Source organism: Streptomyces sp. HUAS CB01 (assembly GCF_030406905.1).
In the GTDB taxonomy this organism is placed as follows: Bacteria; Actinomycetota; Actinomycetes; order Streptomycetales; family Streptomycetaceae; genus Streptomyces; species Streptomyces chengbuensis.
This window is the reverse complement of record NZ_CP129137.1, coordinates 6,170,038-6,194,987: the sequence shown is the minus strand read 5'-3', so window position 1 is coordinate 6,194,987 and position 24,950 is coordinate 6,170,038. Positions and strand designations below refer to the sequence as shown.

Annotated in this window: 23 protein-coding genes and 1 pseudogene; 17 read left to right on the top strand and 7 right to left on the bottom strand. The window is 73.1% G+C overall.

All coding sequences use genetic code 11. The features are described 5' to 3' along the window. Positions 1–178 precede the first annotated feature (178 nt). Positions 179–427, bottom strand: a complete 249-nt coding sequence (locus tag QRN89_RS27270) for an acyl-CoA carboxylase subunit epsilon (RefSeq protein WP_290352030.1) — start codon at positions 425–427, stop codon at positions 179–181. A 7-nt stretch (positions 428–434) separates the two neighbouring features. Next, positions 435–1,682 carry a cytochrome P450 gene (locus tag QRN89_RS27265; RefSeq protein WP_290352029.1) on the bottom strand — a complete coding sequence of 416 codons (1,248 nt, stop codon included), beginning with the start codon at positions 1,680–1,682 and terminating at the stop codon, positions 435–437. Between the two features lie 293 nt (positions 1,683–1,975). Here QRN89_RS27265 and QRN89_RS27260 point away from each other — a divergent pair, with 293 nt between their 5' ends. From QRN89_RS27260 to QRN89_RS27250, 3 genes are read left to right on the top strand one after another with little or no spacing between them, the layout of a single operon-like run. Then, the gene (locus QRN89_RS27260; protein WP_290352028.1) at positions 1,976–3,052 is read left to right on the top strand and encodes a type III polyketide synthase; all 1,077 of its coding nucleotides are present in this window, start codon (positions 1,976–1,978) and stop codon (positions 3,050–3,052) included. Then, positions 3,046–4,341 (top strand): cytochrome P450, encoded by a 1,296-nt coding sequence (locus QRN89_RS27255; protein ID WP_435833270.1) that lies wholly within the window; start codon positions 3,046–3,048, stop codon positions 4,339–4,341. The genes QRN89_RS27260 and QRN89_RS27255 overlap by 7 nt, the downstream gene beginning before the upstream one ends. Beyond that, positions 4,338–4,898: a cupin domain-containing protein gene (locus QRN89_RS27250; protein ID WP_290352027.1), complete on the top strand. Its 561-nt coding sequence runs from the start codon at positions 4,338–4,340 to the stop codon at positions 4,896–4,898. Before QRN89_RS27255 ends, QRN89_RS27250 begins: the two co-directional genes overlap by 4 nt. On the opposite strand, the gene QRN89_RS27245 is transcribed toward QRN89_RS27250, so the two are convergent. Then, complete coding sequence (locus tag QRN89_RS27245) at positions 4,873–5,175, bottom strand: hypothetical protein (protein ID WP_356948660.1); 303 nt, start codon at positions 5,173–5,175, stop codon at positions 4,873–4,875. The genes QRN89_RS27250 and QRN89_RS27245 overlap by 26 nt on opposite strands. A 237-nt stretch (positions 5,176–5,412) precedes the next feature. Here QRN89_RS27245 and QRN89_RS27240 point away from each other — a divergent pair, with 237 nt between their 5' ends. After that, complete coding sequence (locus tag QRN89_RS27240) at positions 5,413–6,579, top strand: serine hydrolase domain-containing protein (protein WP_290352026.1); 1,167 nt, start codon at positions 5,413–5,415, stop codon at positions 6,577–6,579. 362 nt (positions 6,580–6,941) lie between these two features. On the opposite strand, the gene QRN89_RS27235 is transcribed toward QRN89_RS27240, so the two are convergent. Then, on the bottom strand, positions 6,942–8,051 hold the full coding sequence (locus tag QRN89_RS27235; protein WP_290353875.1) for a sensor histidine kinase: 1,110 nt from the start codon (positions 8,049–8,051) through the stop codon (positions 6,942–6,944). 284 nt (positions 8,052–8,335) lie between these two features. Then, positions 8,336–9,145: pseudogene (locus QRN89_RS27230) on the bottom strand (response regulator transcription factor); the annotation flags it as partial. Positions 9,146–9,331: 186 nt separating this feature from the next. Between QRN89_RS27230 and QRN89_RS27225 the strand changes: the two are divergent. Further along, positions 9,332–9,742, top strand: a complete 411-nt coding sequence (locus QRN89_RS27225; protein ID WP_290352025.1) for a VOC family protein — start codon at positions 9,332–9,334, stop codon at positions 9,740–9,742. Here the strand turns inward: QRN89_RS27225 and QRN89_RS27220 are convergent. After that, the gene (locus QRN89_RS27220) at positions 9,664–10,410 is read right to left on the bottom strand and encodes a helix-turn-helix domain-containing protein (RefSeq protein WP_290352024.1); all 747 of its coding nucleotides are present in this window, start codon (positions 10,408–10,410) and stop codon (positions 9,664–9,666) included. The two genes, QRN89_RS27225 and QRN89_RS27220, sit on opposite strands and share 79 nt — an antisense overlap. Positions 10,411–10,457: 47 nt before the next feature. Further along, positions 10,458–11,675, bottom strand: coding sequence for a YihY/virulence factor BrkB family protein (locus QRN89_RS27215; protein WP_290352023.1), 1,218 nt, complete (start codon positions 11,673–11,675; stop codon positions 10,458–10,460). A gap of 17 nt (positions 11,676–11,692) precedes the next feature. On the opposite strand from QRN89_RS27215, the gene QRN89_RS27210 reads away from it, so the two are divergent. The 12 genes from QRN89_RS27210 to QRN89_RS27160 all read left to right on the top strand — a co-directional run bounded on the left by QRN89_RS27210 (position 11,693) and on the right by QRN89_RS27160 (position 24,947). Further along, positions 11,693–13,366, top strand: coding sequence for an acyl-CoA dehydrogenase family protein (locus QRN89_RS27210; protein ID WP_290352022.1), 1,674 nt, complete (start codon positions 11,693–11,695; stop codon positions 13,364–13,366). Positions 13,367–13,800: 434 nt separating this feature from the next. Beyond that, complete coding sequence (locus QRN89_RS27205) at positions 13,801–15,096, top strand: GAF domain-containing protein (protein ID WP_290352021.1); 1,296 nt, start codon at positions 13,801–13,803, stop codon at positions 15,094–15,096. A 263-nt stretch (positions 15,097–15,359) separates the two neighbouring features. Beyond that, positions 15,360–16,742: an FAD-binding oxidoreductase gene (locus tag QRN89_RS27200; RefSeq protein WP_290352020.1), complete on the top strand. Its 1,383-nt coding sequence runs from the start codon at positions 15,360–15,362 to the stop codon at positions 16,740–16,742. A gap of 149 nt (positions 16,743–16,891) precedes the next feature. Next, entirely contained in the window at positions 16,892–17,458 is a 567-nt protein-coding gene (locus tag QRN89_RS27195; RefSeq protein ID WP_290352019.1) for a GNAT family N-acetyltransferase, read from the top strand. A gap of 290 nt (positions 17,459–17,748) precedes the next feature. Further along, entirely contained in the window at positions 17,749–17,832 is an 84-nt protein-coding gene (locus tag QRN89_RS35625) for a putative leader peptide (RefSeq protein WP_356948698.1), read from the top strand. Between the two features lie 149 nt (positions 17,833–17,981). After that, the gene (locus QRN89_RS27190; RefSeq protein ID WP_290352018.1) at positions 17,982–19,679 is read left to right on the top strand and encodes a nitrite/sulfite reductase; all 1,698 of its coding nucleotides are present in this window, start codon (positions 17,982–17,984) and stop codon (positions 19,677–19,679) included. A gap of 184 nt (positions 19,680–19,863) precedes the next feature. Continuing rightward, on the top strand, positions 19,864–20,043 hold the full coding sequence (locus QRN89_RS27185) for a hypothetical protein (RefSeq protein ID WP_290352017.1): 180 nt from the start codon (positions 19,864–19,866) through the stop codon (positions 20,041–20,043). Further along, a complete protein-coding gene (locus QRN89_RS27180; RefSeq protein ID WP_290352016.1) occupies positions 20,040–20,750 on the top strand; it encodes a phosphoadenylyl-sulfate reductase in 711 nt (236 codons plus the stop codon). Before QRN89_RS27185 ends, QRN89_RS27180 begins: the two co-directional genes overlap by 4 nt. A 65-nt stretch (positions 20,751–20,815) precedes the next feature. Further along, positions 20,816–21,349, top strand: coding sequence for an adenylyl-sulfate kinase (cysC, locus tag QRN89_RS27175; protein WP_290352015.1), 534 nt, complete (start codon positions 20,816–20,818; stop codon positions 21,347–21,349). Further along, positions 21,346–22,269 (top strand): sulfate adenylyltransferase subunit CysD, encoded by a 924-nt coding sequence (gene cysD, locus QRN89_RS27170; protein ID WP_290352014.1) that lies wholly within the window; start codon positions 21,346–21,348, stop codon positions 22,267–22,269. The genes cysC and cysD overlap by 4 nt, the downstream gene beginning before the upstream one ends. 2 nt (positions 22,270–22,271) lie before the next feature. Then, positions 22,272–23,612 carry a sulfate adenylyltransferase subunit 1 gene (locus tag QRN89_RS27165; RefSeq protein ID WP_290352013.1) on the top strand — a complete coding sequence of 447 codons (1,341 nt, stop codon included), beginning with the start codon at positions 22,272–22,274 and terminating at the stop codon, positions 23,610–23,612. A 225-nt stretch (positions 23,613–23,837) separates the two neighbouring features. Continuing rightward, the gene (locus tag QRN89_RS27160; RefSeq protein WP_290352012.1) at positions 23,838–24,947 is read left to right on the top strand and encodes an aliphatic sulfonate ABC transporter substrate-binding protein; all 1,110 of its coding nucleotides are present in this window, start codon (positions 23,838–23,840) and stop codon (positions 24,945–24,947) included. The last annotated feature ends 3 nt before the right edge of the window (positions 24,948–24,950 follow it).

Genomic DNA, 24,950 nt, shown 5'->3' with positions numbered 1-24,950 from the left:
GCGGCGGGCGGGGCCGTTCGCGGGGCGGCATGGGGGGTGCCGCCCCCTTCGTGGGGGGCATTCGCGGACTTCGGATACCCGGGGTGTGCGCGTTCATGCGCGGCGATCTCCGAACGGTCGTCGCGTGGGCGCGCGGCTGCCCGAGGGCGCCGACCGGCCCGGGCCGGCGGCTGCCCGGTCAGCGACTGCCCGGGTCGAACGCCGTCACCGTCCGGTCCCGTTCCCGCCACGAGCCGCAGGGCTGGAAGCCGCCTCCCCAGGCGCGGTCCCAGTGGGCGCGCCGCCGCGATCCGCCGTCCGGTGTGCCGCCGCCCGCGCCGGGGCGGGCGGTCGAGCGCCGGTGGGCGACGACCGTCAGCACGGCCATGACGGCGGCCAGTTCCTCGGCGTCCGGAGCGCCGTGCACGATGCGCAGATCGACGTCCATGACGACCTCACCAGCTCACCGGGAGCGACTTGGGCCCGCGGATCAGCGCGCCCTCCTGCCAGGCGATCTCCTCCGGAGGCACCGCGAGGGCCAGTCGCGGGAAGCGGCTCAGGAGCGTCGCGAGCATCACCTCGGACTCCATCCGCGCCAGCATCGGGCCCACGCAGTGGTGCGGGCCGAACCCGAAGGACAGATGCGCGGCGGCCGGGCGGTCGAAGTCCAGGGTGTGCGGGTCGGGGAAGACCTCGGGGTCCCGGTTCGCGGCCAGGTACGAGCAGTGGACCACCTCCCCGGCCCGGATGCGTACGCCGCCGACCTCCACGTCCTCGGTGGCGATCCTCGGCAGGCCCACCCCGTTGCGGTGCGGGATGTAGCGCAGCAGTTCCTCGACCGCCCGGGGCAGCAGCGCGGGCTCGGCGCGCAGCCGGGCCAGCTGCTCCGGACGGGTGAGAAGCGCGTACACCATGTTTGCGCTGTTGTTGCGGACCGCGTGCGCCCCGCTCACGAGGATCGCCGTCGCCATCGACAGGGCCTCGTCGTCGCTGATCTCCCCCTCGGAGGCGGCGGCGGCGAGGACGCCGGCCAGGTCGTCCGCGGGCTCCGCCCGCCTGCGGGCGAGGAGCGCCTCGACGACCTCGCGGACCGACTTCCTGCCCTCCTGGCTTCGGGCCGGTGCCGGGCCCGGCGTCATGATCACGTCCGTCCAGGAGATCATCCCGGCGCGGTCCTCCTCCGGCAGTCCGAGCAGGTCGCCGACGACGGACAGCGGGAACGGCCCGTGCAGGTGACCCACCAGATCGGCCGGGGGCCCGTGCCGTTCCATCTCGTCCAGCAGTCCGTCCGCGGTCCGCTGGGCCAGGGGCCTCAGCCGCTCCATGCTGCTGCCGGTGAAGGCGCGGGCGACGACCCGGCGCATGGTCGTGAGGTGCGGCGGATCCGTGTAGTTGAGGGAGGCGTGCCTGGCGGCGATGGCGTGCGGTGAAGCGCTCGTCACGTCCCGGTCGGCGAGCGCCCGGCGACTGAACCGGGGGTCCGACGTGACGAACCTGACGTCCTCGTGGCGCGTCACGAGCCAGGCGGTGCCCTCACCGTACGGAAGCCGGATGCGTACCACCGGCTCGTCCCGGAGGACCGTGGTCAGGAACGGGTCGAAGTCCAGGGCACTCAGGTCCTCGAGGCTCCAGTGGCGAACGTCCTCGTCGCCCTGCGGACCGGGGCCGGCCGCGGCCGGCGTCCCGGGTTCTGACGTCTTCACGTTCGACTCCCAACGTCCGACGCCCGATGCCGCCGCGGCCCCCGGTGACTCCCGGTGAGCGGAGCGGGCGGCGTTCAACGGCTTCCACATCCCTTCCCGGTCGCCGCGCCATCGGGACGGCACCGGCCCGCCATCACCCGGACGGACCACCCCTTCCTGGTCGCCGCGCCATCGGGACGGCACCGGCCCGCGATCACCCGGACGGACCAGACACAAGGGCTTTCCTCGGCGGGCGCGAACGGGTGACCTCCCGGATCCTTTGGGAGGGGAACGCGAGAGAAGGGCGCACCAACATGGCCACTCTGTGCCGACCGGCGGTGTCCGTACCCGAACACGTGATCACCATGGAGCAGACCCTGGACCTGGCGCGGACCGTTCACGCGGACCATCCACAACTGGACCTGGCGCTTCGCCTGATCCGGAACACCGGAGTGGAGAAGCGGCACCTGCTGCAGCCGATCGAGGAGACGCTGAAGCATCCCGGATTCGAACACCGCAACGCCCTCTACGAGTCCGAGGCGAAGGCCCGGGTGCCCGCGGTGATCGACCGGGCGCTGGCCGACGCCGAGCTCAGGCCCGTCGACATCGACGTGATCATCTACGTGTCGTGCACCGGCTTCATGATGCCGTCGCTCACGGCCTGGCTGATCAATTCGCTGGGTTTCCGCACGGACGCGCGTCAGGTGCCGATCGCGCAGCTCGGCTGCGCGGCCGGCGGCGCGGCGGTCAACCGGGCCCATGACTTCTGCACGGCGTACCCGGAGGCGAACGCCCTCATCGTGGCCTGCGAGTTCTGCTCGCTGTGCTACCAGCCGACGGATCTGGACGTGGGAAATCTGCTGTCCAACGGACTCTTCGGCGACGGCCTGGCCGCGGCGGTGGTCCGCGGCCGGGGCGGGCACGGTGTGTCCCTGGAACGCAACGGCTCCTATCTGGTGCGCGACACCGAGGACTGGATCGCCTACGACGTCCGCTCCACGGGCTTCCACTTCAAGCTGGACCGACGGGTTCCGGGCACCATGGAACCGCTGGCACCGGCACTGAGGGCGCTCGCGGCCGAACACGGCTGGGACGCCGCCTCGCTGGACTTCTACATCGTCCACGCGGGCGGTCCGCGCATCCTCGACGACCTGGGGAAGTACCTCGGAGTGCCGCCCGAGGCCTTCCGGTTCAGCCGGGCCACGCTCACCCAGTACGGGAACATCGCCAGCGCCGTCGTCCTCGACGCACTGCGCAGGCTGTTCGACGAGGGCTCGACCCGGCACGCCGCGCGCGGCATCCTCGCCGGCTTCGGCCCCGGCATCACCGCCGAGATGAGCCTGGGGCGCTGGACCGAGGCCGAGGTGCCGGCCGCCGCGGGGAGGTGCTGACCGTGCGGGACGACATCTCCACGCCGGCGGCGACCACGCAGACACATGCGCGAACGCGTGCGTGTACGAGTGCGAGTGCGAGTGCGAGTGCGGCGGTCCCGCTCCCCCCGGTCCGCTTCTGGCCGGTAAGGGACCTGGCCGGCGTGGAGTTCGACCCGGACCTCGCGGCGCTGATGCGGGAGGGACCCCTGGCCCGGATCCGGCTCCCCAACGGCGAGGGCTGGGCCTGGCTGGTGACGCGCCACGAGGACGTGCGGGCGGTGACGAACGATCCGCGCTTCAGCCGCAGGGCGGTCGTCGGCAGCGATGTCACCAGGCTGGCACCGCACTTCATCCCGGTGGCCGGGGCGGTCGGCTTCGAGGACCCGCCCGACCACACCCGCCTGCGCCGTGCCGTGGCCCCCGCGTTCACCAGCGGTGGTGTGGAGCGGCTGCGCGGGCGGGCGCAGGCCGTCCTCGACGAACTCGTCGACGAGGTCCTGCGCGACGGACCGCCCGCCGATCTCGTCGCGGGTGTCCTCGCGCCGTTCCCCCTGGCCGTCGTCTGCGAACTGATGGGCGTGCCCGCCGGGGACCGGCCGGCCATGCACGAGTGGACGTCCCTCATCCTGTCCTCGGCCGAGGGCGCCGAGCGCAGCGAGCGGGCCAGGAACGCGATGTGCGACTACTTCGCCGGGGTGCTGGGCGAGCGGCGCGGCACCGGCGGCGAGGACGTGATCGGACTGCTGGCGGCGGCCGTCGCCGACGGGGAGGTCACCGAGGGGGAGGCCGTCGGGCTGGCGCTGCTGATCCAGATCGGCGGCGAGGCGGTCACCAACAACACCGGGAACATGGCGTACATCCTGCTGACCCGGCCCGATCTGAGGGACCGGCTGCACGAGGACCCGGGGCTGCGCACCACGGCCGTCGACGAGCTGCTCCGGTGGATACCGCACCGCAACGGGGTCGGCCTGTGCCGGATCGCCACGGAGGACGTGACCGTCGGCGGCCAGGTGATCCGCCGGGGCGAAGCCGTCTACGTCTCCTACCTCGCCGCCAACCGGGACCCGGACGTCTTCGCCGATCCGGACGGAATCGTGCTCGACCGCAGCCCCAACCCGCATGTGGCGTTCGGATACGGGCCGCACTACTGCGTGGGCGCCCTGCTCGCACGGTTGGAGACCGAGCTGCTGTTCGCCGCCCTGGTGGACCGCTTCCCCGGGATGCGCCTCGCCGTGCCGGCGGAGGAACTGCGCTGGAGACCGGGCGCGTTGATCCGGGGGCCCGAGGGATTGCCGGTGGTCTGGTGACGTCCCACGTACAGGCGCCGCGGGGCGCGTACACCGCGTCGGCCGAGGGGCTGCTCGTGCCCGGCGGCCACGGCCGCACACTGCGCGCGGCGGCCCAGGAGGTGACGTTCAAGGTCACCGGTGAGCATTCCCGTGTGTCGTCCAGCTTCGAGGTGGTCGTCCCCCCGGGGTTCGACGTCGGGGCGCACGTGCACACCCGCAGCGAGGAGTTGTTCTACGTGCTCGAGGGCGAGCTGGAGATGCTCGCCTTCGAGCCGCGGGTTCGGACGGGCGGCGACTGGCGGGACTGGGAGTCCCCGACCGGGAGGCGGCCGGTGCGCGCGGGACCCGGCACGGTGGTCGTCGTGCCGCCCGGCTGTCCGCACGCGTTCGCCAACCGCACGGGGAAGCCCGCGCGGATGTTCTTCCAGGCGTCCCCTCCGCCCGACCACGAGCGGTACTTCGAGGAGCTGATCGGCATCCTCGACGCGGGCGGCCCACCGGACCACGAGGCCGTCGCCGAGCTCCGGGCCCGCTACGACATCGAGCAGCTCACGCCCCTGCGCCACGAGGCATGACCCGCGCCGGCCGGGGGACGCGGTGCGCCGCGAGCCCGGACGGCGCGGTGCGGTGCAGCCCCGCCACCAGACCGAACAGCTCCTGCTCGTTGCCGGCAAGACCCGCCGCGGCCAACGCCTCGTCCGCCTCCGCCATGGGGGCGCTGAGCAGGACGGGAGGCGGCGGGGCGTCGGCGCCGGGAGGTTCGGCGAGCGCGGCGCGCACGGCGCCGAGGAGCCGCAAGTACGCCTGGGCGGCCGCTCGTTCACGGGACGTCATCACAGCGGTGGCACTCATCGGTCGGCCGTTCCTCTCGGGTCGTCTCGCGTCATATGTGACGGTGCACCCGCCACCCTGCCGTACGGCACTGACAACGCCTCCCCGGCACGCTCCCGTCACGGCGGCGGCGCCCGCCGCCTTCCCGGCGGTCCGACCAGTCGGTACGTTCTTGGCCACCGGCCGGCGCAGGACGCCGTACGGCGGCGTACGGCGGCGCAGGACGGACGACGGACGACGGACCAGGGAGGGGCGGCCATGACCGACACCGGGGCACGCATCGAGGGGCACTGCGACACGCGGTTCGCCGCTGTGCGCACCGCCTTCGAGGAGAACTTCGGCGCACGCGGCGAACTGGGTGCCGCCGTCGCCGTCCGGGCCGGCGGGCGGACGGTCGTCGACCTGTGGGGCGGCTGGGCGGACCAGGCGCGCACCCGGCCGTGGGAGCGGGACACCGTGGTCAACGTCTGGTCGACGACGAAGGGCCCCGTCGCCCTCTGCGCGCACCTCCTCGCCGACCGGGGGCTCCTCGACCTGGACGCGCCGGTGGCCTCGTACTGGCCGGAGTTCGCCGCCGCCGGCAAGGAGTCCGTCCTCGTCCGCCACCTGCTGTCGCACCGCTCCGGACTGGCCGGGCTGCGGGAGCCCCACACGTTCGCCGAACTCTGCGACTGGGAGCTGACCGTGGCGCGGCTGGCCGCGTCCGAGCCCTGGTGGGAGCCCGGAACCCGGTCCGGCTACCACGCGATGACGTACGGCTTCCTCGTCGGCGAGGTGGTGCGGCGCATCACGGGTCTGCTGCCGGGCGCGTTCCTGCAGGAGGAGGTGACGGGGCCGCACGGCGTCGACTTCGCCGTGGGACTGCCGGAGAAGGAGTACCACCGTGCCGCCGAGCTGGTTCACGCGCCCGCCGCGTCGGACAGTGAACAGGCCGCGGTCTTCGCACAGTTGGAACCCGTGGCCCTGGCTGCCCTGGCCAACCCCGCCGTGGGCGCGAGGGAGGCGAACAGCCCGCGCTGGAGGGCCGCCGAGATCCCGGCCGCCAACGGCCACGGCACGGCCCGCGCGGTCGCCGAACTGTACGGGATCGTCGCTTCGGGCGGTCTGCTCGGCGGGCGGAGGGTGCTGTCGGCGGGCGCCGCCGAGCGGGTGCGCGAAGGCCAGGGGCCCTGCCGGGACCTCGTCCTCGGAGCGGGCTTCGCCCATGACACGGAGGTCGCGCTCGGGCTGTGGCTGAGCGGCCCCAACGGGTCGTACGGCCCCAACCCGCGGGCTGCCGGCCACGACGGCTTCGGCGGCTCCTGCGGACTCGCCGACCCGGAGGCGGAGTTGTCCATGGGGTACGTCATGAACCGCATGGGCTCACGCATCGCCGACGACCCGCGCAAGATGGCGCTGGTCGAGGCGGTGTACGGGGCGCTGTGACGCGAGGCCGGGCCGGGGCGGGCCGACGACCGGGGCCGTGACGCCGGGCGGGGCGTCACGACGCGAGGTCCGGGGCGGTGACGGCGGCGGGGCGGGCCGACGACCGGGACCGTGACCGCGGGCGGCCTCGAGGTCCGGGCCGTGACGACGGCGGGGCGGGCCGACGACCGGGGCGGCGTCGGCCCGGGCCTTGTGCGGCCCTGCACGGCCTCCCGGCCGCACGGACTCGGCTCCGGCTCCGGCTCCGGCTCCGGCTCCGGCTCCGGCAACCACGATGCGCGAGGGCAACCACGACGCGCCACCGGCGGCCACGCAGCCGGCCGTGGTCACGCTGCCGGCAGTGGTCACGTAGCCGGCAGTGGTCACGTAGCGGCCGGCAGGGTCACCTCGAAGCGGCAGCCGCCCGACACGTTGTGCACTCCGGCGCGGCCGTCGTGCGCCTCGACGATGCCCCGCACGATCGCGAGGCCGAGGCCCGCCCCCGCCGGAGGGGTACGGGCCTCGCTGCCGCGCCAGCCGGTGTCGAACACCCGGGGCAGGTCCTCCTCCGGGATGCCGCCGCAGCCGTCGGTCACGGACAGCACGACGGCGTCCTCACGGCGTTCGGCGCCGACCGCGACCGTCCCGTCGGCCGGTGTCCGGCGAATCGCGTTGACCAGCAGGTTGGCCAGGACCCGCGTCATCTCCTCCGCGTCGACCTCGATCGGCACCTGCTCGACCCGGCCCCCCACGAGCCGTACCCCGTGCTCCCGGGCCAGCGGGCCGGCACCCGCCAGCGCCTCGCCGACCAGGTCGCGCGCGGACATACGGGTCGGTGTGAGCGCGAGCGCGCCGGCGTGGATGCGGGACAACTCGAACAGGTCGCCGACCATCCCGTTCATCCGCTCGACCTCGGCGCGGATCTGACGGAAGTACCGCTGCGGGTCGGCGACGACGCCGTCCTCCAGCGCCTCCGACATGGCGCGCAGCCCGGCGAGCGGGGTGCGCAGGTCGTGCGAGATCCAGGCGACGAGTTCACGCCGGGATGCCTCCAGCGCCCGTTCCCGCTCGCGGGACTCGGTGAGCCTGGCGCTGGTCGCCGCGAGTTCCCGCCCCAGCTCGGCGAGTTCGGCCGTGGCCTCGCCCCCGGGCGGGGCGAAGCTGCCGTCCTCGCCGAACGTACGGGCGGCGAGGGCGAGTTCGCGGCTGCGGGCGACGACCCACCGGCCGAGCAGCAGGGCCGTGGCGAGCGAGACGACCGCGGCCATCGCGACGACCGTGGTGACGACGGTCAGATCGTGCGCGGACAGGAACATGGCACGGGCGACCGCCAGGGTCCCGGCGAGCATCGCCACGACGGTCACGCCGGCGACCACCGTCAGCGACACGGTGAGGGACCGCCGGCGCAGCATCCGCAGCACCACGGCACCGGCGAGGCCGGCCGCGGCAGCGCCGAGGAACGCGAAGAGGGCGATGAGGAGGACGTCGCGCACGGCACTCACGCCCCGTCCGACGGGGCAGCTCCCCCGTCGGCGGCATCCCCGCCGCCGAGCCCCGGAGCGTCAAGCCCGCCAAACCGCGGACCAGAACCGCCGCCGAGCCCCGGACCGCCGACCTGCCGGCCGAGCCCCGGACCGGCCTGCCCGTCCGGCGCCGAGCCGACCTGCCCGCCGGCCGGCCGTCCGTCCGTCCGCTCGGCGGATGTCCGGTCGTTCGGCTCCGGGGCCGCGGTCCGGTCGTCCGGCTCCGGGGCCGCGGTCCGGTCGTACGGACGCGGGGGCCGGGCACCGCCGTCCCCGGGTGCCGGTCCCTCCGGTCCCTCCGGTCCCTCCGGGTCCACCGTAGCGTCCGGCGCGTCCGGCGCGTCCGTCGCGTCCCCGAGCGTCGGCACCGGCCGCCGCTCCGGCTCCGCGGGCGCGTCGAACCGGTAGCCGACGCCCCAGACCGTATGGATCAGACGCGGCCGTGCCGGATCGTCCTCGATCTTGCCGCGCAGGCGTCGCACATGCACGGTGACCGTCGACAGATCGCCGAAGTCCCAGCCCCACACCTCCTGCATCAGCCGCTCGCGCCCGATGGCGAGTCCGCGGTGGCGCATGAGGTGGAGGAGCAGGTCGAACTCCCGCAGCGTGAGCCCGATTTCCGCGCCGTCCTTGGTGACCCGGCGCGCCGCCGGGTCCACGGTGATCCCGGCGCAGCTGAGCACGGGCCCGCCCGGGGCAGCGTCGCCGGCCGACCGGCCGCGGCGCAGCACGCACTCGACCCGCAGCACCAGTTCGCGCGGGCTGAACGGTTTGGTGACGTAGTCGTCCGCGCCGGTCTCCAGGCCGAGGATCCGATCGTCCTCGTCCCCGCGCGCGGTCAGCATGATGACCGGAACCGGGCCCCGGCCGCGGAGCCTGCGGCAGACCTCGAGGCCGTCCATGCCCGGCAGCATCAGATCGAGGACCACGAGGTCCGGCCAGCGCTCCCCTGCGGCCTCCAGCGCTCCGGGCCCGTCCGCGGCGCGGGCCACCGTGTACCCGGCGCGTTCCAGATAGCCGGTGACCACTTCGGCGACGGTCGGATCGTCGTCGACGACCAGGATGTTGTGCATGGCCCCAGTCTTCTCCGCGCGGGGCCCCGGGTGCGCGCGGGCGTCCTTACGAATCCGTGACGCCCCGAGCCATGTCGCGCCGGCCCCGGCGGGACGGGCGGCGCGGGGCCGGCGACGTCCCCAACGACGTCCGATTCCTTCAAGACGCCGCCGCGCCGACCGTCCTACGGTGGCCGCATGACTCCACGACTCGATGCCGTCGGCCTGGTCGTCTCCGACATGGCCGCCTCGCTCGCCTTCTACCGTCTGCTCGGCCTGGACATCCCCGAGGGGGCCGAGTCCGCGCCGCACGTCGAGGCCGTGCTGCCGGGTGGGCCGCGCGTGCTGTTCGACACCGAGGAGACCATCCGCTCCTTCGACCCGGGCTGGACGCGCCCCGAGGGCGGGGACCGGGTGGGGCTCGCCTTCCTCTGCGACGGCCCCGCCGAGGTGGACAAGATGTACGAAGAGCTCGTCGGGGCGGGACATCGTGGCCACCTCGCCCCCTGGGACGCGGACTGGGGGCAGCGCTACGCGGTCGTCCTCGACCCGGACGGCGCGGGAGTGTCGCTGTTCGCGAACCGGGACGCGGCGGTCAGCTCCGCGTAGCGCCCGAGGGTGAGCCCGGCCAGGTCCCGCATCTCGCGCGCGAGGTGCGCCTGGTCGGAGCAGCCAGTGGCCACGGCCGCCTCGGCGTAGGGCACGCCGTCCCGTACGAGGGCGAGAGCGCGTTGCAGCCGCAGCACCCTGGCGAGGGTCTTCGGTCCGTAGCCGAAGGCGTCCAGGGAGCGGCGGTGCAGTTGACGGGTGCCCAGACCGACGGCGGCGGCGGTCGCCGCGACGGTCCCGCCCGCGTCCAGTCCCTGCGCGACGGCCCGCAGCAACGGGTCGGGAGGCGGTGTGTCCAGCGCGTGCCGCAGTGCCACGGCCTCCAGCGCGGCGGCCCGGTCCGGCGCGTCGGTGACCCGGTCCGCCAGCGCGCGCACCCGCCGGGCGGGCCAGACGTCCGCGAGGTCGACGCGCAGGTCGCGCAGTTCGTGCGCGGGGACGCCGAAGAAGGCGGGTGCGGCACCGGGCGGGAAGCGTAGGCCGGCGTAGGCCGCCCGCGTGCCCTCGGACGGCTGCGCGTGGGTGTCGGGTCCGGCGACCAGCAGCCGGCCGCCGGTCCACAGCAGGTCCATGCAGCCGTCGGGCAGGACCGGCACGGCCGGGCCCGGGCCGGGCTCGTTGTGCCAGACGACGGCGCCGTCCAGCAGCGAAGCCCTTTCCGCGTACATGCTGTCGAGGCTAGGACATGCCCCGGTGGTCCCGCTGCCCCGGAGTGTCAGAGCTTCTGCTCACCCTTGTCCTTGTCATGAGGGTCCCGGTCGCCCTTTCCACGAGGGTCCCGGCTGTCCTTTCCACGAGGGTCCCGGCTGTCCTTGTCGCGATGCTCCCGGCTCCCCTGCAGCCGTGACCTCACGTCGTCCGGCGGCAGGAACTTCGACCAGCGCTCGGGGAACTCCGAGGGCATGTCCCCGCCCTCCTCCCCGTCCTCGCTCTCCTCCTCCGCCGCCCGGGCGCGGGCGACCAGCTCGGCGGCGTGGGCGGCCCGTACGCGCTGGTTCGCGGCGCGGGCGGCGGCCGTGGCGACCGACGGCCAGACCCGGTCGATGGCGGCGTTGACGGCGGCGCCGACGAGGACCGCGAACGCCGAGATGCCGATCCACAGCAGCACGGCGATGGGCGCGGCGAGGGAGCCGTAGATGGTGGGGCCCTCGACGGTGCTGGTCAGATAGATGCGCAGCAGGAAGCTTCCGAGGAACCACATGCCGAGGGCCACCAGTGCGCCCGGGATGTCCTCCACCCAGGGCGAGCGGACCGGCACGGACACGTGGTACAGCGTGGTGAGGAAGGCGACGGACAGCAGGATCACCACCGGCCAGTACAGGACGCTGACGAGGTCCGCGCCGAACGGCACGAACTCGACGACCCGGTCCGGGCCGACCACGGCGAGCGGCAGTACGACGGCGCCGATCAGCAGCGCGATCAGGTAGAGCAGGAACGCCAGCAGCCGGGTGGCGACGATGCCGCGCTGGCCGTCGAGTCCGTACATCACGGTGATGGTGTCGATGAAGACGTTCACCGCGCGGGAGCCGGACCACAGGGCGATCGCGAAGCCGAGGGAGATGACGTCGGGACGGCCGCCGCGGGTGACGTCCTCCAGCAGGGGTTTGGCGATATCGTTGACGCCCCGGTCGGACAGGACGGTGCCTGCGGCGCGGAGGATGTTCTCCTGGATGGAGGCGACGGTGGTGGTGCTGGTCCAGTCGTCGACGTAGCCGAGGAGGCCGAGCATGCCGAGCATCAGCGGCGGCAGGGACAGCAGGGTGAAGAACGCGGCCTCGGCCGCCAGCCCCAGGATCCGGTACTCGATGCACGAATTGACCGTGTCCTTCAGCAGCAGCCAGGCGAGCTTCCGCTTGGAGACGTTGCGGTAGAGGACTCGGGCCCGGTGGAGCCGGCCGGCGGGCCGGTCGGGTGTTTCGTTTGCTGCCTGCACCTCCTTACCGTATCGGCATGGCGACCAGCACCCACACCGTGACCAACCAGCCTCCGCCCCTGGTGGCGTACGACGTGTTCTCCGCGGACCGTGCGCTGGCCGAGGCGGTCGAGCGGCACCTCGACCCGGGGGTCCACGACGCGGCGCGGCGGGAGCTGGCGGAGCTCGGCAGGGCCGCCGGTTCTGCCCAGGCGCAGCGCTGGGCGGTCCAGGCCGACACGAACCCGCCGGTGCTGCGCACGCACGACCGGTACGGCAACCGGATCGACGAGGTCGACTTCCATCCGGCATGGCACCGGCTGCTCGGCAAGGCCGTCACCTCCGGGCTGACGAACGCCTGGGGACGGCCCGGCGGGCACGTGCGGCGCGCGGCCGGGTTCCTGGTGTGGTCGCAGGCGGAGGCCGGGCACGGCTGCCCGGTGTCGATGACGCACGCCGCGGTGCCCACGCTGCGCACCGACCCGGACCTCGCCGCGGAGTGGGAGCCGAGGCTGACGTCCGACGTGTACGCACAGGAGCTCCGGCCGGCCGCGCGGAAGCCCGGCGTGCTGTTCGGGATGGGCATGACGGAGAAGCAGGGAGGCAGCGACGTCCGCGCGATCACGACCCGGGCCGTGCCGCTGGCCGCGGCCTCGGAGTACGAGCTGACCGGGCACAAGTGGTTCTGCTCGGCGCCGATGAGCGACGGTTTCCTGGTGCTGGCCCAGGCGCCCGGTGGGCTGACGTGCTTCCTCGTGCCGCGGGTGCTGGACGACGGGACGCGGAACGTGTTCGCGATCCAGCGGCTGAAGGACAAGCTGGGCAACCGGTCGAACGCGTCGGCCGAGGTGGAGTTCTCCGGGACCTGGGCGCGCCGGGTCGGCGAGGAGGGGAGCGGGGTGCGCACCATCATCGGGATGGTGGCGGCCACCCGGCTGGACTGCGTGCTCGGTTCGGCGGCCCTGATGCGGCAGTCGGTGGCGCAGGCCGTGCACCACGCCTCGTACCGGAGCGCGTTCGGGGGCCCGCTCGCCGACAAGCCGCTGATGCGCAACGTTCTGGCCGATCTGGCGCTGGAGTCGGAGGCGGCGACGGTGCTGGGAATGCGGCTGGCCGCGGCGTACGACGCCGCCGGTGAGGGCTCGGAGTCGGAGCGGGCCCTGCTGCGGCTCGCGGTGCCGGCGGCCAAGTACTGGGTCACCAAGCGGTGTACGCCGGTCGTGGCGGAGGCGCTGGAGTGTCTGGGCGGGAACGGCTACGTGGAGGAGTCGGGGATGCCGCGGCTGCTGCGGGAGTCGCCGCTCAACTCCGTGTGGGAGGGGTCGGGCAACATCCAGGCGCTGGACGTGCTGCGGGCGCTGCGGGGCGCGCCCCGTACGGCCGGCCGGGGCGGGAGGGACATGCCGCCCCTGGACGCCTTCCTCCGGGAGGTGGGCCTGGCCCGGGGTGCCGACCACCGGCTGGACGGAGCGATCAAGGGGATGCTGACGGAGCTGGCGGATCTCGGGTCGGCGGAGGTGCGGGCGCGGCGGCTGGCCGAGCGGATGGCGTTGGTGCTGCAGGGGTCGCTGCTGGTGCGCTGGGCACCGCCGGAGGTCGCGGACGCGTTCTGTGCCTCGCGGCTGGGCGGTGACTGGGGGGCGGCGTTCGGGACGCTGCCGTACGGGCTGAACCAGGCGGCGGTGGTGGAACGGGCGCGCGTGGAGGTGTGAACGGCGCCACCGCGCGCCGGTGGCAGCTCCCATGCACCGTCGGTGTCCGCGGCGGCGTCGAACGGGGCTGACCTGCGCGAAAGCGGGGGGTGGTGCTGCGCCGACACGGCACCACCCTCCGCTCATGTCACCTTCACCCACCCGTGGGTCGTTGGCCAGAGTTGCAGACCGTTGCAGAAGATGTCCGAACTCCGCTCACTGGTCGGGACGGGGGCGGCACGATGGTTCCGGACGGTCCGCGGTCGCTCGCGCACCGAGCAGAACCGATACGGCACGACCGCTCCCGCAGCACCGGCGGACGCCGGACCCGCACCACGCTCAGACCGACCCGCACCACGCACGCGACCGACCCGCACCACACGCACGCGACCGACCCGCACCACACGCACTTCCGACCCGCACCACACGGCGCCGACGACGGCTGGGGACTTCCGATGAGGAACACGGCTCTGGACATCTCACGGCTGAGCGCCGCGGACGCCGCGCACGCGGCCCATGTGCTGCATCAGGTCCATGCGGCGACGCTGGCGGGGCGGCGCCCGCCGATCCCGCCCCGGCCGGTCATCGACGCGTCCTGGCAGCGGATGCTGCGACTCGGGCTGGACCCCGACCGTTCCACGAGCAGCGTGCTGCTGGAGCGCGACGAGCTGGAGCACCGGAGGAGGTCGACCGTGCTCGGCGAGGTGATGCACACGCTGAGCGGCGGCCTCACCGCGATCGCCGACGCGTCCCTCCAGATCATGGTGGTGACGGACTGTCAGGGCCGGGTGCTGTGGCGGGAGGGGAACGCGGGCGTGCTCCGGCAGGCCGGCACCATCTGCCTGGAGGAGGGTGCGGCCTGGAGCGAGGACAGCACCGGCACCAACGCCATCGGTACCGCACTCGCGGCCCGGCGCCCGGTGCAGGTCCACTCGGCCGAGCACTTCGTGCACACCCTGCACAACTGGACCTGCGCGGCCGCGCCGGTCCAGGACCCGCGCGACGGACGGCTGCTGGGCATCGTCGACGTCAGCGGCCCCGCGTCCAGTTTCCATCCGGCGACCCTCGCGCTCGTCAGATCGGTGGCGCAGCTCGCCGAGGCGGAGCTGCGGGGCCGTCATCTGCGGCAGATCGAACGGCTCCGCTCGGTCGCGGCGCCGATCCTGTGCCGGGTCGGCGGCCGGGCGCTCGCCGTGGACGTGCACGGCTGGACGGCCGCGGTCACCGGAATGGCGCCGGTCGACCGGCTGCCGCTGCCCAAGTCGTTCCGCGCGGGCCGGGTGTGGCTCCCGTCGCTGGGCATGTGCACCGTGGAACCGCTGCCCGGGGGGTGGTTGGTGCGCCCCGACGAGTCGCGGCCGTCGGAGTCCGGGGGGCGGGTCGTCCTGGATCTGAGCCGTGCCCGCCGCTGGACGGTCGCGGTCTACGGTCCCGCCGGCAGCTGGACCCAGGAGCTGAGTCCCCGCCACGCCGAACTGCTGTACGTACTGGCCGTGCATCCGCAGGGGCGTACGGCCGCGGAGCTCGCGGGCGACGTGTTCGGCGACCCGACGCGCACGGTCACGGTGCGCGCTGAAATGTCACGTGTGAGGCGCTACCTGTCGGGTGTGCTGGCGCACCGCCCGTACCGCTTCACCGACGAGGTCGACGTGGAGATCGTGCGCCCCGCCCACCCCGGGGACCTGCTCCCGCACTCCTCGGCCCCGGCCGTCGCCGCGGCGCGGGCCCGGTCCGGGACCGGGACGCGGTAGCGATCCGGGACGCGGTAGCGGTCCGGGACCGGGTCGGGCCGCGGCACGCGCGCCGGCTGACGCGTTGCGGGTGCAGGGGCCGGGTGCCAGGCTGAGGATGTCGGCCCTGAGGCGCCCGTAAGGCCGCCGACGGGCTCTGCCGACGCCCCCGCAGGACCGTGCGGGACGGACGTGCGGGGTGCGCCCACCTGATCCAGAGTGCGACCGGTGGGGCCGGAGGTCAGGGGGATGGGAGCCGGGCGCGCGCCCCCCGAGGAGTTCACATGGACAGCGCCGCTCTCGATGCGCTGCGTGAGGCCCTGCGTGGGCCGGTGGTGGGTCCGCAGGACCCCGAGTACGACGAGACCCGGGCGATCTACAACGCGATGATCGACCGGCGTCCGGCCGCGTTCGCCCGGTGCGTGGACGCGGCCGACGTGATGCGGACCGTCAGGTTCGCCCGTGAGCGGGACCTGGAGCTCGCCGTACGCGGCGGAGGCCACAGCGGGCCCGGGCTCTGCCTGGTGGACGGCGCCCTCACCCTCGATCTGTCCCTGATGCGCTGGGTGCGCGTCGATCCTGTGACCCGCACGGCTCGGGTCGGCGGCGGCTCCGTGCTCGGCGACCTGGACCACGCGGGTCACGGCTTCGGGCTGGCCACCCCCTCGGGCATCATGTCGACGACGGGTGCCGGCGGCCTGACGCTCGGCGGCGGTCACGGCTATCTGACCCGCCGCCACGGGCTGACGGCCGACAATCTGATCGGCGCGGACGTCGTGCTCGCCGACGGCACGTTCGTCACGGTCTCCGAGGACGAGCGGCCCGACCTGTTCTGGGCCCTGCGCGGCGGTGGCGGGAACTTCGGCGTCGTCACCTCCTTCACGTACCGGCTCCACCCGGTGGACACGGTGGGGGTCGCGATCACCGTGTGGCCGGTGGAGAGCACCCGCGAGGTGCTGGACTGGTACCGCGCGTTCCTGCCGGAGGCGCCCCGGGACCTCTACGGCTTCTTCGCCCTGCTGTCCGTGCCGCCGGGGCCGCCCTTCCCCGAGGAGATCCACGGACGGAAGGTGTGCGGGGTGGTGTGGTGCCGGACCGGCGACCTGGAGCGGCCGGGGCTGGACGAGGGCTTCGCCGCGGTGACCGAGCCGGCCCAGCCGTTGTTCCACTTCGCGACGCCGATGCCCTACCCGGGGCTGCAGACCCTCTTCGACGGGCTGATACCGAGGGGACTCCAGTGGTACTGGCGGGGCGACTTCTTCGACCGGATCGCGGACGGCGCCGTCGACGTGCACCTGAAGTACGGGGAGAACCTGCCGACCCCGCTGTCGACGATGCACCTCTACCCCGTGGACGGTGCCGCCCACGACGTGGCCCCGGGCGACACCGCGTGGGCCTACCGCGACGCCGTCTGGTCGGGGGTCATCGCCGGCATCGACCCGGACCCGGCGAACGCCGGGCTCATCAGGGAGTGGGCGGTCGACTACTGGACCGCGCTCCACCCGTTCTCGATGGGCGGCGCGTACGTGAACTTCGTGGGCGCCGACGAGGGCCCGGAGCGCGTCACGGCCACGTACCGGGACCACTACGACCGGCTGCGGGAGGTCAAGCGCCGGTACGACCCGGACAACTTCCTCCACGCCAACCAGAACATCCCGCCCGCCTGAGCGCCCGGGTCCCGCGCCACCCGTACCGGCCCGGGCACGGTGCCGCGCCCCGCGCCCCGTACCGGCCCCGGGGCGACGCGCCATCCGCCGCCCGGCCCCGGAGGGGTCCGCTTTGTCCCGGGCCGGGCACCCGTGGTTCCCTGGCGGCCATGAGCATCACTGTGACCACGTGGTCCCTGGAGCAGACCTCCCCCTCCGATCTGCGCCCCGCCGCCGAGCCCGCGGGAGACGTACGGATCGTGCGTGCCGAGGTCCCCTCGCCCGAGTTCAGCCGCTTCCTCTACACGGCGGTCGGCGGGGACATCCGCTGGACGGACCGGCTGGCGCTCACCCACGCGCAGTGGGAGGAGTCGCTGACCAGGCCGGGCGTCGAGACGTGGGTGGCGTACGAGCGCGGCACGCCCGCCGGGTACGTCGAGCTGGAGGCCCAGGAAGAGGGTGCGGTCGAGATCGTCTACTTCGGGTTGATCCCGGCCTTCCGCGGCCGGCGGATCGGCGGTCATCTGCTGTCGTACGGCACCGCTCGCGCCTGGGACCTCGCGGAGCGCTGGCCGGGACGCACCCCGACGAAGCGGGTCTGGCTCCACACGTGCTCCAAGGACGGCCCGTACGCGATGGACAACTACCTGCGCCGCGGCTACACGCTCTTCGACACCAAGGTGGAGGAGGAGCCGGAGGTCGCCACCCCCGGCCCCTGGCCCGGCGCCCGCGGCTGACCGCCGGGTCCGGAGCGGCGCCGGGTCCTCGGCCCCTCCCGCGCCGGGCCCCTCCCGGCGCCCTGGCCGCTGCCGGAGCCCGGCCGCCTCCGGAGCCCCGGCCGTGAAGGCCCGGCGGGGAGGGGCCGGGGCGATTCCGGGGCCCGGCCGGCAGCCGGCCCGACCCTCGCGTCCCCGCCCGCCCGCGGAGCAGCGTGACCGACCCCACACCGTCTTGCGATGCGGGACATTGCTGTCCACATTATGGATAACGGTGGACTGGGTCCAAAGTCCCGTGCCACGCTTCCGTCATGTCTCGAGCTGGAATTGCCTTGGTGAGTCGGCGGCACGTCGACCTCGGCCGCATGTCCAGCGCCATGTGTCGCGTGGACTGAGTGCCCCGGGGGCCTTCGGCCCCGGCACCGGTTTTCCCCGCGTTCCCTGAGATCAACCGACTTCCGCGCATCGCCGCGCCCTCCCGTGACCCGGGCGCGCATGTGCAGGTCAGAGCCGCCCTCCCGTAGTCCCGAAGGACGTAATCGCCATGGCCGCCACCCCCGGACAGCCCGCCACCGCCACGCCCCGCCGCAAGGCCGGACGCCACCGCGGCGAGGGTCAGTGGGCCGTCGGCCACTTCACGCCCCTGAACGGCAACGAGCAGTTCAAGAAGGACGACGACGGTCTCAATGTGCGGACACGCATTGAGACGATCTACTCCAAGCGCGGCTTCGACTCGATCGACCCCAACGACCTCCGCGGCCGGATGCGCTGGTGGGGCCTGTACACCCAGCGCAGGCCCGGGATCGACGGCGGCAAGACCGCGATCCTGGAGCCGGAGGAGCTGGACGACGAGTACTTCATGCTGCGCGTCCGGATCGACGGCGGGCGGCTGACCACCGAGCAGCTGCGCGTCATCGGCGAGATCTCGCAGGAGTTCGCGCGCGGCACCGCCGACATCACCGACCGGCAGAACGTCCAGTACCACTGGATCCGCATCGAGGACGTACCCGAGATCTGGGAGCGCCTGGAGGCCGTCGGCCTGTCCACCACCGAGGCGTGCGGTGACACCCCGCGCGTCATCCTCGGCTCCCCGGTGGCCGGTATCGCCGAGGACGAGATCATCGACGGCACGCCCGCCATCGACGAGATCCAGCGCCGGATCGTCGGCAACAGGGCCTTCTCCAACCTCCCGCGCAAGTTCAAGTCGGCGATCTCCGGCTCGCCCCTGCTGGACGTGGCGCACGAGATCAACGACATCGCCTTCGTAGGCGTGGACCACCCCGAGCACGGCCCCGGCTTCGACCTGTGGGTCGGCGGCGGTCTCTCCACCAACCCGAAGATCGGCGTCCGGCTCGGCGCCTGGGTGCCGCTGGAGGAGGTCCCGGACGTCTACGAGGGCGTCATCTCGATCTTCCGCGACTACGGCTACCGCCGGCTGCGCACCCGTGCGCGGCTGAAGTTCCTGGTCGCCGACTGGGGCGCGGAGAAGTTCCGCCAGGTGCTGGAGGACGAGTACCTGCGGCGTCCGCTGACGGACGGCCCGGCACCCGAGCAGCCCGTGCAGCGCTGGCGCGACCACGTCGGTGTGCACCGGCAGCAGGACGGCCGCTTCTACGTCGGCTTCGCGCCGCGCGTCGGCCGCGTCGACGGCGCCACCCTCACCAAGATCGCCGAGGTGGCGGAGGCGCACGGATCGGGCCGGGTCCGTACGACCGCCGAGCAGAAGATGATCGTCCTCGATGTCGAGGAGTCGCAGGTCGAGTCGCTGGTGTCCGGGCTGGAGTCGCTGGACCTGCGGGTCACCCCGTCCCCGTTCCGGCGCGGCACGATGGCCTGCACCGGCATCGAGTTCTGCAAGCTGGCCATCGTCGAGACCAAGGCCCGCGGCGCCTCGCTGATCGACGAACTCGAGCGCCGCATCCCCGAGTTCGACGAGCCGATCACCATCAACATCAACGGTTGCCCCAACGCCTGCGCCCGTATCCAGGTGGCGGACATCGGTCTCAAGGGCCAGCTGGTGCTGGACGAGAACGGCGACCAGGTCGAGGGCTTCCAGGTGCACCTGGGCGGTGCGCTGGGCCTGGAGGCCGGCTTCGGCCGCAAGGTCCGCGGTCTGAAGGTCACCTCGGCCGAGCTGCCCGACTACGTCGAGCGCGTCCTCAAGCGCTTCCAGGCGGAGCGCGAGGACGGCGAGCGCTTCGCCGCGTGGGTGGCGCGGGCCAGCGAGGAGGCGCTGTCATGAGCGACGCACACGCGGCCGCCGGGCCGCAGCCGACCGCGAAAGCCGCACCTCTGCGCCGCGTGGGCGGAGAAGCGAACCGGGGAGACGCTGTGAGCGACGCACACGCGGCCGCCGGGCCGCAGCCGACCGCGAAAGCCGCACCTCTGCGCCGCGTGGGCGGAGAAGCGAACCGGGAGACGCTGTCATGAGCGAGCGCGCCGCCCCCTTCCACTGCCCCTACTGCGGCGACGAGGACCTGCGTCCGAGCGAGCAGGGCCACGGCGCGTGGGAATGCGCCGCGTGCAACCGGGCTTTCCAGCTGAAGTTCCTCGGGCTGCTCGCCCGCGGGCTCCGGCACAACGACGGCGGAGGGGAAGCGATATGACGGCGGTGAGGAACGGACGGACCAAGGACGAGCTGAAGTCCCTGGCCGAGCGCGCCGGGCGGGACCTCGAGGAGGCGTCCGCCCTCGACATCCTGACGTGGGCGGCCGAGACCTTCGGCCCCCGCTTCTGCGTCACCTCCTCCATGGAGGACGCGGTCGTCGCCCATCTGGCCTCGCGGGCCTACCCCGGTGTCGACGTGGTCTTCCTCGACACCGGCTACCACTTCCCCGAGACCGTCGGCACCCGTGACGCGGTCGGGGCCGTGATGGACGTCAACCTCATCACGCTCACCCCACGCCAGTCGGTGGAGGAGCAGGACGCCGAGTACGGGCCGCGGCTGCACGACCGCGACCCCGACCTGTGCTGCGCGCTGCGGAAGGTCCGGCCTCTCGAGGAGGGCCTCACCGCGTACGACGCGTGGGCGACCGGACTGCGCCGCGACGAGTCCCCGACCCGGGCGGCCACCCCGGTCGTCGGCTGGGACGAGAAGCGGCAGAAGGTGAAGGTCTCGCCGATCGCCCGCTGGACGCAGGCCGACGTGGACGCCTACGTCGCCGAGCACGGTGTCCTCACCAACCCGCTGCTCATGGACGGTTACGCCTCGGTGGGCTGCGCCCCCTGCACCCGGCGGGTGCTGGAGGGCGAGGACGCCCGGGCCGGCCGCTGGGCGGGCCGCGCGAAGACCGAGTGCGGGCTGCACGGCTGATGGCGGCGCCGGGAAACACAGCAGACGATCCGAACGAACCGACCCTGAACCAACGGGAGAAGCACGTGACTGGGGCCACGATCTGGCTCACCGGGCTGCCGAGCGCGGGCAAGACCACGATCGCGTACGAGCTGGCCGGCCGGCTGCGCGGCGAGGGCCGCCGTGTCGAGGTGCTCGACGGCGACGAGATCCGCGAGTTCCTGTCCGCGGGCCTCGGGTTCAGCCGCGAGGACCGGCACACCAACGTCCAGCGGATCGGTTTCGTCGCCGAACTGCTGGCGTCCAACGGTGTGACGGCCCTGGTGCCGGTGATCGCCCCGTACGCGGACAGCCGCGAGGCCGTCCGCAAGCGGCACGCCGCCGAGGGCACGCCGTACGTCGAGGTGCACGTGGCGACCCCGGTCGACGTGTGCGCCGTGCGCGACGTCAAGGGCCTGTACGCCCGGCAGGCGGCAGGCGAGATCAGCGGCCTGACCGGGGTGGACGACCCGTACGAACAGCCGGAGTCCCCGGACCTGCGGATCGAGTCGCACACCCAGACGGTCCAGGAGTCGGCGCAGGCGCTGCACGCGCTGCTCATCGAGAGGGGGCTGGCATGACCGCCGGCGGGAACACGGACAGCCCGTACGCGCTGTCGCACCTGGACGCCCTGGAGTCCGAGGCGGTGCACATCTTCCGCGAGGTGGCGGGCGAGTTCGAGCGGCCGGTGATCCTCTTCTCCGGCGGCAAGGACTCCATCGTCATGCTGCATCTCGCGCTGAAGGCTTTCGCGCCCGCCGCGATTCCCTTCTCGCTGATGCACGTGGACACGGGCCACAACTTCCCCGAGGTCATCGAGTACCGCGACCGTGTGGTCCGCCACCACGGCCTCAGGCTCCATGTGGCCTCCGTACAGGACTACATCGACCGCGGTGTGCTCCGCGAACGCCCCGACGGCACCCGCAATCCGCTGCAGACCGTTCCGCTCACCGAGGCCATCCAGCAGCACCGGTTCGACGCCGTGTTCGGCGGCGGGCGGCGCGACGAGGAGAAGGCCCGGGCCAAGGAGCGGGTGTTCTCGCTGCGGGACGAGTTCTCCCAGTGGGACCCGCGGCGCCAGCGCCCGGAGCTGTGGCAGCTGTACAACGGCCGTCACGCTCCCGGTGAGCACGTCCGCGTGTTCCCCCTCTCCAACTGGACCGAGCTCGACGTCTGGCAGTACATCCAGCGCGAGCGGATCGAGCTGCCGGAGATCTACTTCGCCCACGAGCGGGAGGTCTTCCCCCGCAACGGCATGTGGCTGACCGCCGGCGACTGGGGCGGCCCCAAGGACGGCGAGAGCGTGGAGAAGCGGCTGATCCGCTACCGCACCGTCGGCGACATGTCCTGCACGGGCGCGGTCGACTCCGACGCCCGCACGCTCGACGCCGTGATCGCCGAGATCGCCGCCTCCCGGCTCACCGAGCGGGGCGCGACCCGCGCCGACGACAAGCTGTCCGAGGCCGCGATGGAAGACCGCAAGCGCGAAGGGTACTTCTAGAGATGACCAGCTCCACCGAGCAGCCGGCCGAGCAGCTGTCGGCCACCACCCTGCTGCGCTTCGCCACCGCCGGTTCCGTCGACGACGGCAAGTCCACGCTGGTGGGCCGGCTGCTGCACGACTCCAAGTCGGTGCTCGCCGACCAGCTGGAGGCCGTCGAGCACGCCTCCCGCTCCCGCGGCCAGGAGGCGCCCGACCTGGCGCTGCTCACCGACGGTCTGCGGGCCGAGCGGGAGCAGGGCATCACGATCGACGTGGCGTACCGCTACTTCGCCACGGCGCGGCGGCGGTTCATCCTGGCCGACACCCCCGGGCACGTGCAGTACACGCGGAACATGGTCACGGGCGCGTCGACGGCCGAGCTGACCGTGATCCTGGTCGACGCCCGCAACGGCGTGGTCGAGCAGACCCGCCGGCACGCCGCGATCGCCGCGCTGCTGCGCGTCCCGCACGTCGTCCTCGCCGTGAACAAGATGGACCTCGTGGACTACGAGGAGCCGGTCTTCGCGTCCATCGCCGAGGAGTTCACGGCCTACGCGAGCGAGCTCGGCGTTCCGGAGATCACCGCGATCCCGATCTCGGCGCTCGCCGGCGACAACGTGGTGGACGTGTCGGCGAACATGGACTGGTACGGCGGCCCGACGGTGCTGGAGCACCTGGAGACCGTGCCGGTGAGCCACGATCTGACGAGCTGCCACGCACGCTTCCCGGTGCAGTACGTGATCCGTCCGCAGACCGCCGAGCACCCGGACTACCGCGGCTACGCGGGCCAGATCGCCGCGGGCACGTTCCGCGTCGGCGAGAGCGTGACGGTGCTGCCGTCGGGCCGGACGTCGCGGATCGCGGGGATCGACCTGCTGGGCGCGCCGGTGGACGTCGCCTGGACGCCGCAGTCGGTGACGCTGCTGCTGGAGGACGACATCGACGTCTCCCGCGGCGACATCGTCGTGCCCCGCGACGACGCGCCGGCCACGACGCAGGACGTCGAGGCCACGGTCTGCCATGTCGCCGACACGCCGCTGTCGGTGGGCACGCGGGTGCTGCTGAAGCACACCACCCGCACGGTGAAGGCGATCGTGAAGGAGATCCCGTCGCGGCTGACGCTCGACGATCTGTCCCAGCACCCGGCTCCCGGGCAACTGGTGGCCAACGACATCGGCCGGGTCCGGGTCCGTACCGCCGAGCCCCTGGCGCTCGACGCATACGCGGACTCCCGCCGTACCGGGTCCTTCCTGCTGATCGACCCGGCGGACGGCACGACCCTGGCGGCGGGTATGGCGGGCGAGTCCTTCGCCGCCGCCGTGCCCGCGCAGGCCCAGGACGACGAGGGGTGGGACTTCTGATGACGATCGACGTGTACGCGACCTTCGCCAAGGAGGGCGGCCGCGTGGGCAGCGGTGTCCTCGGCGCGGGTTCGGGAGGTGTCACGCGATGTGTCCGATGACCTGCGCGACACCCCGGCCGCGCCACAGACGAAGACACAGACCCGCCGATCTCCCGGCCACGTCCCGCACCACCCGGAACCACCGGGGGACGTAGGAACCGGGCCCCCGAGAGGAAGACCTCCCGTGCCTGCATCCCGTACGACCCTGCGCCGCGGTCTCGCCGCTGCCGCCGCCCTCCCCCTGCTGGCCGTCGCCGCCACCGCCTGCGGCTACGGCTCCGAGGCCAAGGAGGACAAGAGGTCCGAGGTCGCCGCCGAGGGCAAGAAGCTCTCCGCCGACACCGTCCGCATCGGCTACTTCCCCAACCTGACCCACGCCACCGCCCTCGTCGGCGTCCAGGAAGGCCTGATCCAGAAGGAACTCGGCGGCACCAGAATCGCGCCGCAGACCTTCAACGCCGGCCCGTCCGAGATCGAGGCCCTCAACGGCGGTTCCCTCGACATCGGCTTCATCGGGCCCTCGCCGTCCATCAACGGGTACGTGAAGTCCCAGGGCAAGAACCTGCGGATCATCTCCGGTTCCGCGTCCGGCGGTGTGAAACTCGTGGTCAACCCGGACCGGATCAAGACCCTGGACGACATCAAGGGCAAGCGGATCGCCACCCCGCAGAAGGGCAACACCCAGGACGTCGCGTTCCTGAACTGGGTGTCCGGGAAGGGCTGGAAGGTCGACGCGGAGAGCGGCAAGGGCGATGTCTCCGTGGTCCGTACGGACAACAAGGTCACCCCGGACGCCTACAAGTCCGGCTCCATCGACGGCGCCTGGGTGCCGGAGCCGACCGCGTCCAAGCTGGTCTCCGAGGGCGCGAAGGTCCTCCTCGACGAGACGGCCCTGTGGCCCGGCAAGCAGTTCGTGATCACGAACGTCATCGTGTCGCAGACGTTCCTGAAGGAGCACCCGGACGTCGTCGAGGCCGTGCTGCGCGGCACGGTGAAGACGAACGCCTGGATCAACGCCAACCCGGAGAAGGCCAAGGCGTCCGCCAACGCGGCGCTGAAGGCCGAGACCGGCAAGGAGCTCGCCCCGGAGGTCATCGACCCGGCCTGGCCGAGCATCCGGATCACGGACGACCCGCTGGCCGCCACGCTCAAGACGCAGTCGGAGTGGGCGGTGAAGGCCGAGCTGATCGACGAGCCCGATCTGAACGGCATCTACGACCTGACGCTGCTGAACAAGGTGCTGAAGGCCGAGGGCAGGCCCGAGGTCGCCGACGCCGGTCTCGGCGCGAAGTAGGCA

Bases quoted from the DNA above. Each gene is read 5' to 3' on its own strand.
- QRN89_RS27220 (WP_290352024.1), bottom strand. From the start codon at position 10,410: ATGTACGCGGAAAGGGCTTCGCTGCTGGACGGCGCCGTCGTCTGGCAC.
- QRN89_RS35625 (WP_356948698.1), top strand. From the start codon at position 17,749: ATGTCTCGAGCTGGAATTGCCTTGGTGAGTCGGCGGCACGTCGACCTC.
- QRN89_RS27195 (WP_290352019.1), top strand. From the start codon at position 16,892: ATGAGCATCACTGTGACCACGTGGTCCCTGGAGCAGACCTCCCCCTCC.
- QRN89_RS27200 (WP_290352020.1), top strand. From the start codon at position 15,360: ATGGACAGCGCCGCTCTCGATGCGCTGCGTGAGGCCCTGCGTGGGCCG.
- QRN89_RS27190 (WP_290352018.1), top strand. From the start codon at position 17,982: ATGGCCGCCACCCCCGGACAGCCCGCCACCGCCACGCCCCGCCGCAAG.
- QRN89_RS27180 (WP_290352016.1), top strand. From the start codon at position 20,040: ATGACGGCGGTGAGGAACGGACGGACCAAGGACGAGCTGAAGTCCCTG.
- QRN89_RS27260 (WP_290352028.1), top strand. From the start codon at position 1,976: ATGGCCACTCTGTGCCGACCGGCGGTGTCCGTACCCGAACACGTGATC.
- QRN89_RS27165 (WP_290352013.1), top strand. From the start codon at position 22,272: ATGACCAGCTCCACCGAGCAGCCGGCCGAGCAGCTGTCGGCCACCACC.
- QRN89_RS27210 (WP_290352022.1), top strand. From the start codon at position 11,693: ATGGCGACCAGCACCCACACCGTGACCAACCAGCCTCCGCCCCTGGTG.
- QRN89_RS27225 (WP_290352025.1), top strand. From the start codon at position 9,332: ATGACTCCACGACTCGATGCCGTCGGCCTGGTCGTCTCCGACATGGCC.
- QRN89_RS27245 (WP_356948660.1), bottom strand. From the start codon at position 5,175: ATGAGTGCCACCGCTGTGATGACGTCCCGTGAACGAGCGGCCGCCCAG.
- QRN89_RS27205 (WP_290352021.1), top strand. From the start codon at position 13,801: ATGAGGAACACGGCTCTGGACATCTCACGGCTGAGCGCCGCGGACGCC.
- cysD (WP_290352014.1), top strand. From the start codon at position 21,346: ATGACCGCCGGCGGGAACACGGACAGCCCGTACGCGCTGTCGCACCTG.
- QRN89_RS27185 (WP_290352017.1), top strand. From the start codon at position 19,864: ATGAGCGAGCGCGCCGCCCCCTTCCACTGCCCCTACTGCGGCGACGAG.
- QRN89_RS27270 (WP_290352030.1), bottom strand. From the start codon at position 427: ATGGACGTCGATCTGCGCATCGTGCACGGCGCTCCGGACGCCGAGGAA.
- QRN89_RS27240 (WP_290352026.1), top strand. From the start codon at position 5,413: ATGACCGACACCGGGGCACGCATCGAGGGGCACTGCGACACGCGGTTC.